The sequence below is a fragment of the Caballeronia udeis genome (genome assembly GCF_044909315.1).
GTDB classification, from domain to species: Bacteria; Pseudomonadota; Gammaproteobacteria; order Burkholderiales; family Burkholderiaceae; genus Caballeronia; species Caballeronia udeis_A.
The window spans coordinates 164,796-177,061 of sequence record NZ_JBIYEB010000005.1 but is presented as its reverse complement, the minus strand read 5'-3'; the positions used below and the strand labels follow the sequence as shown (position 1 = coordinate 177,061).

Below are 12,266 nucleotides of genomic sequence, written 5' to 3'. Positions count from 1 at the left end.
ACACCTTCAGTTAGTCATGCAGATTTTTATGGAATCGTGAAAGCTATGCCGGCGCGTTCCGCCGCACCTCGCAGATGGCGCTGCATGGCGGTCATTGCAGCGGCGGCGTTGCCGCCGGCAATCGCGGCAACAATGTGTTCGTGCTCCTCGAACGCCTCGATCAGGCGCGGCGTATTGGCAAGGGGAAAGCGTTGGCTTTTACCGATCCGGTCTTCGAACGAGTGGGAGATTTCCGCGAGGACGTCGTTACCTGAGCAGGCGGCGATCGCCTGATGGAAAGCGAGGTCGCAGTTGGCTGCGTCAATCAGGTCATTGCGCAGCAGGGCGTCTTTGAAGCGCGCCTGCATGTCGCGGAACCGGCTTGCTACGCCGGGACCCGTTGTTCGTGCGGCGAGTGCGGCGGCGGAGGGTTCGATGATGTAGCGCAGCTGCATGGTCTGCTCGGCGCTACGGCTGACGGGCTCTGTGTCGCGTTGCCCGCGATGCGCGACGAACGTGCCTTTGCCTGGAATGGATCGAAGGAGGCCCAGCGTCATGAGTACGGACACGGCTTCGCGCAGGGCGCCGCGGCTGACGCCGAGCTGACCTGCTAGTGCGCGCTGCCCGGGCAGGACTTCACCGGGCGCGTATACGCCAGAAAGAATGCGTTGCTGGAGGGTTTGCGCAACGAAATTCGACATGCTCATGCGGTGCACTCCTACCGGTAGGACCGGAGTGCCTATGCGTGAACCGTGCCAGGAGAGTGATGACTTTTAAAACAATGGCTTGGCGTAGTGAGCCGAATCCAGGAAGTAGCGTGTGCACTAGTTATTGGCGATCGATTCGGTGCATCGCACGAAATCAGGGCAGAAGGGAAACGGTCCTACATCTCCTGCTTATGCACTTCCAAAAGCAAATTCAAGAACGCCTCGGCAGCTCGCGTCAAGGGCCGTACTTCCTCGACGATTGCGCAAAAGGGCATTGAATAAAACGGCGAGTCCGGCAGTACCGCAAACTCATACCGCGGGGCAAGCTGCGCAGCGTAATGCTCAGGCAGCAGCCCAACATAACGCCCTGTAGCCACCATCATCGCGACGGCCTCCAGTCCGCTCACCTCCAGCCCCTGCACAAACCCTTGCGTGGCAAGTGCATCTTCAACAAACGGATGAGGCCGATAAACCAGCGGTAATGCACGCGTATCGCCGCGCGCATGAATCTCGCCCGCAGTCGCCGGCCGATAAAACACGCGATGCGTTTCAGTGAAAAGCGGATAGTGCCGGAACGCCCGGATACGCTTGTAGGCACCGCGAATGGCGATCTGTACGCGCCGCTCGGTTAGCGCCGCGCCAAGATCACCAAAGGTCATGACGGACAACGTCGGCCGCACCAGCGGCGCGATCCGGTGCAGTTCGCCGAGCGCCTCCGAAATCCTGCACCCCTCATGCGTCATCACATGCTCGGACGTTCCGAGTAAAAGTGGGCCGGACAACACCCCGCGGACAGCGTCGACTTCAGGCTTGATCCGCTCCAGCGCTTCGAGCGCCTGCAACGCCACCCGCAACGCGACTTCACCGCCCTCCGTGAGCTGAAACCCGCCCGGACCGCGCTCGCACAGCTTGACACCAAGCCGTGCCTCAACCTCATTGATATGCCGGCTGATCGACGCCTTCGACATTGACAACGCGCGTTCCGCCGCCGCGAATCCGCTCGCCTGGGCGGCCGCGCAAAACACGCGCAGCGAGCGCAGGTCACGCTCGGTCAGGTCCATTTTCTTCATCGATGCGTGCTTTGAAAGGTTTCGGTTTCCGGAACCATATCAACGAAAAAATGGTTTTTCAAAACATTTTTGACTACCTACATTTTCCTCACCAACGCCTCTCAACGCTTTTCAAAGTTTCCCGGGGAACTTCATGATCACGCTCGACCGACGCAAATTCCTTACCGTGGCAGGCGGCGTTTCGCTTGCGCTGGCCATGCCGTCCTTCGCGTTCGCCGAGGGCGGAACACTCGCCGATATCCGCCGGCGCGGCAAGCTGACGGTTGGTACCGAGGCCGCTTACGAGCCGTTTGAATTCGTCGAGAACGGCAAGGTGGTGGGCTATGGTCACGACATCCTGGTGTACATGGCGGCCAGGCTCGGGGTCACGCTCAACCAGGTCAACCTGCCGTTCCAGGGCTTGCTGCCCGGCCTCATGACCCACAAGTTCGATTTCGTCGCGACGAGTGTCGGCATCAATCCGGACCGGGCAAAACGCTTCGCGTTCTCCGAGCCGGTCGGCGTGGTCGACACGGTGCTGGTCGCGCGTGCAGGCGATACCGCCATCACCAGGGCGGACGATGCGGCCGGGAAGATAGTCGGTACCCAGATGGGTTCGTCGTCGCAACCGATCGCCCAGGCGTTCGACACGCAACTGAAAACAAAGGGCGCCGGTTTTGCGGATATCAAGCTGTTCCAGGCCTATCCGGATGTGATGGTTGCGTTGACGAACAAGACGCTCGACGTCGGGATCCTGCCGTCGAATATTGTCGCGGTCCTGATGAAGAAGGAGCCGGGACAGTTTCGCGTGGTCGGCAAAATCGGCGAGCCGAAGATGCTTGCCTGGGTCGCGAATCCGCAAGACAAGGAGATTCGCGACTTCATCAATACGTCGCTCGCGGAACTGACGAAGAACGGCCAGCTTGCGCAACTGCAGCAGAAGTGGTTCGGTTACACGATGAACCTGCCGACCAGCGGCTATTTACCGGAAGGCGCGGTCTGAGCCGGAGCGCTGCATGTTCGCCTCTTTGAGCAATCTGATCGTTGCGCTTGGGCCTTTTCTTCACGATGTAGCCGAGGGTGCCGTCACGACGATCGCAGCCAGCGTGATGGCGTTCGCGCTCGGCATGGTGACAGGCTCGCTGCTGTTGCTTGTGCGTCAGCATGGGGGACGCGCGCTGGCAGCGTTCGTGATTCTTTATGTCAGCGTGATACGCGGCACGCCGGCATTGATCCAGATGCTGGTGGCGTATTACGTCCTGCCTTCGGTGCTCCATCTGCCGCTCTCGCCGCTGCAAGCCGGCATTTTGGCACTGGCGTTGAATACGGCGGCGTACGTGTCCGAGATCCTGCGCGGCGCATTCAACTCGCTTGGCCGCGGACAGATTCCGGCCGCTCGGGCACTCGGCATGCCGCCGGTGCAGGTCTGGCGCTATATCGTGTTTCCGCAGCTTTTCTACCGTTCCATCCCGCCGCTGACCAACGAGTTCACGATGCTTCTGAAGGCTTCCTCGCTGATGTCGATCATCGCCGTGCATGACCTGGCGACGGTCGCGCGCGACGCCACGCTGCAGACGAACCTGCCGTTGCAGATGTTCTCCGCGACCGCGGCCGTCTACTTCGCGATCCTCTTTCTCGCGTCGTCGGCATCGCGTGGTCTCGAACGCCGCGTGGCGAAGGTGCTGCCCAATGTCCATTGACTTCGCTGTTGTCGAGTCGTCCATCCTGCCGCTCCTGAAGGGGCTCAAGGTCACGGCGCAAGTCTGCGTGCTGGGCATTCCGCTTGGCATTGTGTTGGGCACCGTTGCTGCGTACTTTCGAGCGTCCTCGTTGCGCTTGTTGCAGGCAAGCGCGCTGGCTTATGTGGAAATCGTGCGCAACGTGCCGTTCCTGATCCTTGTTTATCTCAGCTTCTTCGGCTTGCCAAAAGTGGGCGTCGCCATGCCGGCGTTCGCCATTGGCGTAGCAGCGACCGCGTTCTACACCGGTGGCTACTTCTGCGAAATCCTGCGTGCGGCGTTCGGCAGCCTCGCCCATGGTCAGGTCCAGGCCGCACGGTCGCTGGGGCTATCCGGACTTCAGGTTCAGCGTCATGTCGTGCTGCCGCAGATTTTTGGGTATCTGGCGCCGGCCACCACCAGCCTCACGATCATGATGTTCAAGGATTCGTCGATCTTCTCGGTGATGAGCCTCACCGAACTCACCTATCAGAGCAACCTGCTTACCGCCGACACCTTCGCCTACGTCGAGGTGCTTGGCACCACCGCGCTGATCTACTGGCTTTGCAGTGTGCTGCTGGATGTTGCAGGGCAGTGGTCGGAGCGTTACGCGACCCGTTACCGGCGCGCCTGATGTTGGCCGCCATGCCGGGTGCATGGATCTTAAATAAAGGATACCTGATCATGACAAAACCGCTGACCGTCCCTCCTAAAACCGGCCACAAGACTTTGCTGTACTCGCAACTCGCGATGGATCTGGACAATCTGGAGGCCGATATCGCCGTGCTCGGCATGCCCTACGGTTCCGCCTATTCCGCCGCTGACTTCACCAATGACCAGACCAACGCGCCCACCGCAATCCGGCAGGCGACCGACCGTGTGGTTCGCTCGCCCGGCCATTACGATTTCGATATCGACGGACCGCTCTTGCAGGAACGCGACGATATCCGCTTTGTGGATTGCGGCGATGTGATGGCGGACCTGGCGGCGCCGGGCAGTCACTATGAACGTGTGGAAGCGGTGGTGCGGAAAATTCTCGCTGCGGGCGCGTTGCCGATCGTGATGGGGGGCGACCACGGCATCACGACGCCGGTACTGCGCGCCTTCGACAGCCTCGGCCCGATCACGCTGGTTCATGTCGACGCGCATCTCGACTGGCGCGATGAAGTGAATGGCGTGCGTGACGGGCTCTCGAGCCCGATCCGGCGCGCCTCGGAGATGAAGCATGTCGCCAAGATCGTGCAGATCGGGTTGCGTGCGCAGGGCAGCGGACGTCCCGAAGAATTACGCGCGGCCAAGGCTTATGGATCAGAGCTGATCACCGCGTACGAGCTTCACGACGTTGGCATGGACGCCGTGCTCGCACGCATTCCGGATGGCGGCAACTACTACCTGACCATTGATGCCGACGGGCTCGATCCGTCGGTGATGCCGGCCGTAGCGGGCCCGGCGCCGGGTGGCGTGACCTTCGTGCAAGCACGCAAGCTGATTCATGGTCTGGTGAAGAAGGGCCGTGTGGTGGGCATGGATATTGTTGAAATTCAGCCTGAGAAGGACGTCAACCAGATCTCGTGCATCACGGCGGGGCGGTTGATTCTCAACCTGATTGGCAGCGCAATCCGCGCGGGTTATTTCGATAACCGCCGTTGATGTGACGGATCACGCATCTTTATGAATTGAACTTACCCCGGACAGCATTCATGGAACACATTCGCATTCGTCCATTCAACACGAAAATAACCTATCCGGAACAATCCCTCGACAACGATCTCGCACAAGCGGTCGTTGCGGGGAACATGATTTTCCTTCGAGGCCAGATTGGCCAGGACATCGACACGTATGAATCGGTCGGTATCGGTGACGCGGCTGCGCAAGCCGAGAAGGCCATGGCCAATGTAAAGATGCTGCTGGAAGAGGCGGGCAGCAAGCTGGAAGACATCTGCAAGGTGACGATCTATCTGACCGACGTGCGTTACCGCGAAGCCGTGTATCGCGTGATAGGGCGCTGGTTGAAGGGTGTTCATGCAGTGTCGACCGGACTCACCGTGACGGCGCTGGCCCGGCCGGAGTGGCTGGTGGAAGTCGATGTGATTGCCGTGAAGTCCTGACGCAACGCCGCTATTGCGGTGACGCCAGCGCAACCGCGCGACGATGAGGCACGCGTTTGCTAGTTGCCGGTTCGGATCTGATACCCGGACAACGAACCGGGTATCAGAACCGCGTGTGAAACTTTCAGCGCTTGGCGTTTCGGTGCGGGTGCGGCGCGAAATATCAGCACCAGACCCGCGAGGATCGAGACCATTCCAGCCAGGCCAAGAGGCGCCAGGCGATTGCCGAGCACGAGATAGTCCATGACGGCGGTGACCACGGGCGCGAGATAAAAGAGGCTTGTCACGTTGACCAGGTTACCGGCCCGCATCAAGTTATAAAAAAGCAACTGCGCGAAAGCCGATATCACGATACCCAGCCACAGCAGAGCTATAAGAAAATCCTCGCCGGGTACGAACCTGACTTGGCAGGTCCAAGGCGATCCAAGACGAAAACACGCCTGGACTTAGCTTGCGAACGCACAACAAACCTGCCGGATCGCCAGGAGCTTTAACGCTCCACGGCCAGCTTCAGTTTCATCAGCGCGTGATCCCATTGCTGCGCGATCGTTTCAAGAGATTGCCGGGCGGCTTCAAGATGCGTTAGTTCGAATTCCCACAAGCGCTCGCGCCCTACCTTGACGTCGCGCACCAGACCCGCATTCGCCAGCACCTGCAGGTGCTGCGTGACCGATTGCCGCGTGATGTCCGTTCCCGCCGTGAGCTGCGCGATCGACATTGCGCTGCCCGCGCACAGCACAGCGACGAGACGCAACCGTGTCTCGTCGCCTAGCGCGGCGAAAACCGCCGCCGCGTTTCGTTGCGCCGCGCCCTTGAGCAGCGCTTTGTTCGAAGGAGTCTTAGCCCTTGGCAACATGTTTCTCGATGTTCGTCATTTGCGCTTCCCACCCCTTGCTGTTCAGGCGGAACGCATTCACGCGGCGCGCCGGCGGGATATTGTCAAAGCCGGTTTCGACTATGCGCACCAACGTACCCGCGTCTAGCGCTTCAAGCTCGAATACGACAAGCGTGGTGGGCTCAGCGGAATAGTCGACGCCCGGTTCAATGGCGCCCGGATGCCAGCGCCAGGAAAACAGCCGCTCAGGTTCAATGCGTTCAATCAACATCTCGCAGACAAGATGTTCATATCCGGGGTGAGTGATCCGCCCCTGGACAGGCATGCCCGGGACAAAGGTTTTCCCTTTGAAATCCATGCCGAACCAGTCGCCGAATTCTTCAGCATTCGACAACGCACGCCAGACCCGCGAACGCGGCGCCTCGATCAGGATCTGTCTTTCGATACGATCAGTTGATGATGTCATATGCAGCCTCCTGACTGCATATTAGCCAGTGCGATCCGGAAATGCAAGTATTTGACTGCATGTTTTACAAGGAGCCAAATACGCGCTTGAGTGTCAGTCTTTATCGAGCGCGATTGCTAGGACATCCCGCCGGAACGACGGATGAATTTCTGCTCGATCACATGCGTGCCCCACTGCGAACCTTCTGCTTCCTCGGTCAATTGAAAGCCTGATGATTCGTACAGATGCCGTGCGGCATCAAGGCTCTTGAAGGTCCAGAGATAGGTTTCATCGAATTCCCGGTCAACAAAATCCAGCGCCTTGGAGAGCAGGCGCCGTCCGACACCTGAGCCGCGCAAGGATTCGTCGACAATAAACCATCGCAGATGAGCAAGCCGGTCGTGGCCGTTGTCCGGGTCTATGGCGATTGAAGCAAGCGACCGGCCGTTTTCGACATAGAGCCACAGCGCCTTGCCCGGAGACGGCAAGGCCATCGCAAACTCCGCCAGCTCGGTAGCCATTTTCTTTTCGAAGAAGACGCCAAAGCCTGCCGCCTCCGAATAGAAGCGGGCATGCAGGCTTGCTATGTCGCCAATGCATCCAGGCAGATAACCCTCCTGGATTTTTTCATCGATGGATGCGGCTGGTCTTGGTTTCTTGTTGACGTTGTCCTGCGCTAAAGCATCCGCGTAAAGCGCCAGGGAGCGGACCAGCGTTTGCTGATCGGCGGGCACCAGCTGCCGAAGTGCATGGGAGACCTGATCAGTTGCAAACCGGTCGATCTTTTGCTGCAACTTCTTGCCGGCTGCCGTCAGGAATAGCCGGGACGACCGGCCGTCATCGCTCGATGTTTCCCGTGTCACCAGTCCCAGTGATTCGAGTTTCGCCAACTGCCTGCTCGTGTTCGACTTGTCGAGCCGCAGGATGTCAGCAAGATCGCGCGCCGGAAGCCCAGGCGCCAACCCGATTTCTATTACCGCGTGAACGGCCGATGGCGCGAGGTCGCTGTCGGCAAGTGTATTGCGCATGAAACCCAGCTCGCGTACCAGCTTTCGCGAAAAGTCGCGAAGCTCGAGGATGGTGTGATCCCGCGATTTCTCAGACAACTCGACGTAGTCCATAGCTGCTCCAATAAGTTGCGCTTCGCAACTAATATACTTGCGCTTCGCAACTTATTCAAGTCCTGCCGAAGCCTCCGGCCGGCCATGCTGAAACGGCTACGCTTTACCGAGCGGCTCTGCGGCAACGGGCGGTGTAGCCGCTCTTTCCGACGCTGCTTTTACTCGGCCGGCCCAGATTGCCGCGAGTGACACGAGCGCGACAGCCAGCAAGCCGTTGACGCCATAACCCCGGATAGTGCCATGCGCATCGAACGACAGGAACAGTCCGCCGAGCCATGCACCGCACCCGGCACCGAGTGCTTGCAGTGCACTGTTCGTGCTGAGGAAAGCGCCGCGGTTGGACGGTTCGGGAACGGTCGTCTGCAACGCTTGCAAAGGCACCATGCGGCCGGACACGATCACCATGAATACCGGGAACAGCAACACCATTGCGAAGAGCGGCAGGCTCGGCAGATGCGTGATGAACAGCACCGGCAACAGCGACAGCACTACCATCACACGGAACATCCGGCGGCTGCCATAGCGGTCGGAGAGCCTGCCGACCCGCCGCGCCGTGAAGAACGTTGCGGCGCCACCCGCCATGTAGAGCCATGACAACTGTGCGGGGGCCACGCCATGGTTGGCCACGAGCACGGGCGAGATGAACGGGATCACCAGCATTTGCGACGCCATCACGATGAACGTCAGCGCAAACGCATTGGCGTAACGCGGGTTCGACACCAGCCGCCACAGCGTGGGCAGCACGCTGCGTAACGGCGGTTGCTTGCGGCTCAAATGCTCGGTAAGCGAAGGCACGAGTTGCATTCCACCCAGCCAGATCACCACGGACAAACCAGCCAGCAAGATGAACGGCGTGAACCAGCCGAAGTGCGCGCCTAACAGGACGCCTGCCGGCACGCCCGCCACTGCGGCAAGCGAAAAGGCTGTCATGATCGTGCCGGTCGCGGCGCCGCGCCGGGCGACGGGAATGAGGTCACTGACAATTGCCATGATGATCGATCCCAGCACGCCGCCCGTGATGCCGGCAAAAGCGCGCGCGATCAGCAGCATGGGAAAGCTGGTAGCGCAGGCGCAGGCGAGGTTCGACAGCGCGAACAGCGCATAGACCGCCAGCATGAGACGGCGCCGATCGAAGCGATCGATGTAAGTGGCCGCAAGCAATCCCGAGAGACCGGAACACCACGAGTAGACTGAAACAGCAGTGGCGAACGCCGCCGGTGATATCTGAAAACTCCGCATGATCTGCGGACCGAGCGGCATCATGACCATGAAGTCCATGATGATGGTGAACTGCGTAAGCGCAAGCAGCCAGAGTAAGCGCCGCTCGCGACTCGCGTCTAGACTATACATATAGCCATCCTGATTAAATTGTTTCCAGCGGCTAAAGACTAAAGCGAAGACGCTGCGAGTCAGTCGTCGATGTTCTCGTGAACCGCTTCCGCACCGCGCTTCCAATAGCTTGCCGCGCGAATCCGGGTCTTGTCGACACCGCGTTCCGTGCACAGGTGCTGGCGTACTGCACGCATGATCGTGGCTTCGCCAGCGGCCCAGACATAACCCTCACCGGTTGGCAGGTACATTTCCCGAAGGGCCAGCAACAAGGCCGCGCCGGGAAAATCCGCTTCACTGCGATAGCGCCATTCGGCGTACAGGTCGGTCTGCGTCGTGAAGTCGATACGTGCCGATGGATCTTCCACTTCGATCAGCGCAGCCACGCGGGTTCCCGGCGGCAACTCTTCCAGCCGGCGTGCGATGGCGGGCAGCGCGGTTTCATCGCCGATCAGCAAGTGCCAGTCGAATCCCGTAGGGATCGTGAAGGAGCCGCGCGGGCCGCCGATTCCCAGATATTGTCCTACCTTGGCTTGCGCCGCCCAGGTCGCGGCGGGTCCCGCCTCATGCAGCGCGAACTCGATATCCAGCTCGCGCGCTTCGCGATCGTACCGGCGCGGGGTGAAGTCGCGTGCGATCGGCCGCGGCTGGTCGTCCGGGAATATTGGGCCATTCGGGCCCGCCGTGGGCATGACCGGCTTGTCGGCTCCGGGCGGTGGAAAGAAGACCTTGATATGGTCGTCGAAGGATGCTGATTGAAAGTCGTGGAGATCGTCGCCGCTTAACGTGATGCGCACGAGGTGGCGCGTAAGCGGTTGAACGCGCCTGACTTGAGCCAGGCGGAATTTAAGTTCATGGCGGACGCGGCCGACCGCCAGATCGGGTCTGTTTTGCATTGTGTGTTCTCTCGAGTGTTGATTCAGGCCGGATCGCCGGAGGGCTTCCCTTCGATCTCCGCAGTCGCGCGCGCAAGAATGGCGGCAATGCGGCGTTGCTCGCCAGCGGGTGCGTCGGTTCGAATCAGCAGCGCGTGCTTGAGGGCGCGGCGCGCCTGGATGAACTCAGGCAGCCATGCGTTGCTGTCGCCGTTTGCGTCCGCGTTTTCATCGCCTGTTTCGCCTGCAAAGGCGCGGCGCACCGAATCCATCTTGCGGGCGAAATGGCTTAGCTTGGCCAGCATCAGGTCAACGCGCTCGCGGTTGGCCGTCAGGTGCTCGCGGCCCGGTTCGGCTAACGCGTAACGCTTGCGATTGCCTTCCACTTCGACCGTTGCATAGCCCAGTTCTTCCAGGTAGGTCAGCGCGGGATAAACCATGCCCGGACTCGGGCTGTAAAAACCGTTCGAACGAACTTCGAGTGCCTTGATCAGCTCGTAGCCATGGCGCGGTGCTTCGGCCAGAAGGGCTAGCAGGAGCAACTGGAGGTCGTCGGAGGTGAACTTGCGGCCGCGCGGCATGCCGTCGTCACCGCGGCCGCCGAAGCCTCCCGGACCGCCTGGGAAACGGCCATCGTCGTCATGGCGGTGGCGGCGGCCGATTGCATGCCACAGCGCGTGCATGGAAAAACGGTCTGAAGATTCAAATCCAGCTTGGGGGGGAGCGAACTCTCGATTTCGGTGATGTCTCATCGTAAAACTCCGTAGGTATCGTAAAACAGATCTTAAGATATATATCTTAAGATACGTTGTCAATATTTTTCGGAGAGGTTTTTCGGGGGACGAGACGGGGGCCTCCCGCGTAGGGAGCGGTCGGCGGCGTTGCGTTCCGGTGGATGGATCCGGGTCGACGCGTGCCTCCGCCGGCCTCAAGTGTCGCGCTGAAACCTGCAATGCTTAAGTATCCGCGGGTCATAACCATATCGGAATTGAATAATTCTCAAGTCAGCGAGGCGTCGCTACTCTGGGCGCTGATTTCGCCCACGAGGATGGTTGCAGATGCATGGTTTCAATGTTTCCGCTGGTCGGCGGCGCGTATTGCGCCTGCTGGGTGCCGCGCCGGCTGTCGCCGCGCTTGGCGGTTTTGCGTCGCAAGAGGTCAGGGCGGCGGATGCCGCGCTGGGTTCCGTCACGCTGGTGCTGGGCGATCAGGCTGGCGGCACGCGAGCGCTGGCCGAGGCTGCCAAGGTGCTCGACAGCACGCCGTATGCGTTCAAGTGGGCCAACTTCCAGGGCGCCGCGCCGCTCTTCGAAGCGCAGCGCGCGGGCGCGGTGGACCTGGCGCCAGCAGGCGATCTGCCGGTGCTGGCGGCGGCCGTTGGAGATCCGACACTCAAGATAGTCGCGACGCGCGTTGGCTCGGGGGCGCAGTTGGGCATTCTCGTCCCGGCGGATTCGAAGCTGCGCAGCGTGGCGGAGCTCAAGGGACGTACGGTGTTTGTTTCGTCGGCACGCGGGAGCATTTCGCAGTTCCAGCTTTATGGTGCGCTGGCGGAAGCCGGTCTCTCACGCAATGATGTGTCGGTGCGGTTTGTATTGCCGGTCGACGCGTTCACCGCGTTTGAATCGGGAAGCATCGATGTATGGGCGACCTTCGATCCATACTTCGGAACAGCGGTTCAGCGGGGTGCGCGGGTGCTGCGGGATGGCACCGGGATCAATAGCGGCCTGGGTTTTGTGACGGCGTCCGGCACGGCAGCGGCCGATCCCCTGAAGCGCCTTGCCATTGCGGATGTGCTGCAGCGTTTGCAGCGCGCGGGTGATTGGGCGATCACCAATCCCGATGCGTACGCGCATGTCTATGCGTCGCTGACGCGGCTTCCTTTGGATGCGGCCAGAACCATTACCGCGCGATCCGCGTTGAAACAACGCTTTGTTGCCGACAACGATATTGTCGCGTTGCAGCGGGTGGCGGATATTGCTTTCCGCGATGCCATCCTGCCAAGACGGATCGATGTGCGTGCCATCTCGGATACGCGGATCGCCAAGGCCTGACAGTGACCGGTGATCGAGAGGCGATGCGTGATGCACCGCCTCTCGA

At 60.5% G+C, this 12,266-nt stretch carries 14 protein-coding genes and 1 pseudogene; 6 read left to right on the top strand and 9 right to left on the bottom strand.

Features of this window, described 5'->3' with window-relative positions; all coding sequences use genetic code 11:
• Window positions 1–26: 26 nt before the first annotated feature.
• Both ABH944_RS10350 and ABH944_RS10345 read right to left on the bottom strand, forming a co-directional pair.
• Window positions 27–686: a FadR/GntR family transcriptional regulator gene (locus ABH944_RS10350; protein ID WP_404606716.1), complete on the bottom strand. Its 660-nt coding sequence runs from the start codon at window positions 684–686 to the stop codon at window positions 27–29.
• Between the two features lie 176 nt (window positions 687–862).
• Window positions 863–1,756, bottom strand: a complete 894-nt coding sequence (locus ABH944_RS10345) for a LysR family transcriptional regulator (protein ID WP_404606715.1) — start codon at window positions 1,754–1,756, stop codon at window positions 863–865.
• A 133-nt stretch (window positions 1,757–1,889) separates the two neighbouring features.
• Here ABH944_RS10345 and ABH944_RS10340 point away from each other — a divergent pair, with 133 nt between their 5' ends.
• Genes ABH944_RS10340 through ABH944_RS10320 form a run of 5 tightly spaced genes read left to right on the top strand, consistent with a single transcriptional unit; the run spans window position 1,890 to window position 5,561 of the window.
• Window positions 1,890–2,738 carry a transporter substrate-binding domain-containing protein gene (locus tag ABH944_RS10340; RefSeq protein ID WP_404606713.1) on the top strand — a complete coding sequence of 283 codons (849 nt, stop codon included), beginning with the start codon at window positions 1,890–1,892 and terminating at the stop codon, window positions 2,736–2,738.
• 13 nt (window positions 2,739–2,751) lie between these two features.
• Complete coding sequence (locus ABH944_RS10335; protein WP_404606711.1) at window positions 2,752–3,435, top strand: amino acid ABC transporter permease; 684 nt, start codon at window positions 2,752–2,754, stop codon at window positions 3,433–3,435.
• Entirely contained in the window at window positions 3,425–4,087 is a 663-nt protein-coding gene (locus tag ABH944_RS10330) for an amino acid ABC transporter permease (RefSeq protein WP_097273853.1), read from the top strand. Before ABH944_RS10335 ends, ABH944_RS10330 begins: the two co-directional genes overlap by 11 nt.
• A 50-nt stretch (window positions 4,088–4,137) precedes the next feature.
• Window positions 4,138–5,103, top strand: coding sequence for an agmatinase (locus tag ABH944_RS10325; RefSeq protein WP_404606710.1), 966 nt, complete (start codon window positions 4,138–4,140; stop codon window positions 5,101–5,103).
• Between the two features lie 50 nt (window positions 5,104–5,153).
• Complete coding sequence (locus ABH944_RS10320; protein ID WP_404606709.1) at window positions 5,154–5,561, top strand: RidA family protein; 408 nt, start codon at window positions 5,154–5,156, stop codon at window positions 5,559–5,561.
• 59 nt (window positions 5,562–5,620) lie between these two features.
• Here ABH944_RS10320 and ABH944_RS10315 read toward each other — a convergent pair.
• The 7 genes and pseudogenes from ABH944_RS10315 to ABH944_RS10285 all read right to left on the bottom strand — a co-directional run.
• A pseudogene (locus tag ABH944_RS10315) lies at window positions 5,621–5,941 on the bottom strand (EamA family transporter); the annotation flags it as partial.
• A gap of 110 nt (window positions 5,942–6,051) precedes the next feature.
• Entirely contained in the window at window positions 6,052–6,417 is a 366-nt protein-coding gene (locus ABH944_RS10310) for an ArsR/SmtB family transcription factor (RefSeq protein ID WP_404606707.1), read from the bottom strand.
• Window positions 6,401–6,862 (bottom strand): SRPBCC family protein, encoded by a 462-nt coding sequence (locus ABH944_RS10305; RefSeq protein WP_404606705.1) that lies wholly within the window; start codon window positions 6,860–6,862, stop codon window positions 6,401–6,403. The genes ABH944_RS10310 and ABH944_RS10305 overlap by 17 nt, the downstream gene beginning before the upstream one ends.
• A gap of 116 nt (window positions 6,863–6,978) precedes the next feature.
• Entirely contained in the window at window positions 6,979–7,962 is a 984-nt protein-coding gene (locus tag ABH944_RS10300) for a helix-turn-helix domain-containing GNAT family N-acetyltransferase (protein ID WP_404606704.1), read from the bottom strand.
• 96 nt (window positions 7,963–8,058) lie between these two features.
• Window positions 8,059–9,312, bottom strand: coding sequence for an MFS transporter (locus ABH944_RS10295; protein WP_404606702.1), 1,254 nt, complete (start codon window positions 9,310–9,312; stop codon window positions 8,059–8,061).
• 59 nt (window positions 9,313–9,371) lie between these two features.
• A complete protein-coding gene (locus ABH944_RS10290; protein ID WP_404606701.1) occupies window positions 9,372–10,187 on the bottom strand; it encodes a siderophore-interacting protein in 816 nt (271 codons plus the stop codon).
• A 23-nt stretch (window positions 10,188–10,210) separates the two neighbouring features.
• On the bottom strand, window positions 10,211–10,918 hold the full coding sequence (locus ABH944_RS10285) for a PadR family transcriptional regulator (RefSeq protein WP_404606700.1): 708 nt from the start codon (window positions 10,916–10,918) through the stop codon (window positions 10,211–10,213).
• Between the two features lie 306 nt (window positions 10,919–11,224).
• Between ABH944_RS10285 and ABH944_RS10280 the strand changes: the two genes are divergently transcribed.
• Entirely contained in the window at window positions 11,225–12,220 is a 996-nt protein-coding gene (locus ABH944_RS10280) for an ABC transporter substrate-binding protein (RefSeq protein ID WP_404606698.1), read from the top strand.
• Window positions 12,221–12,266 lie beyond the last annotated feature (46 nt).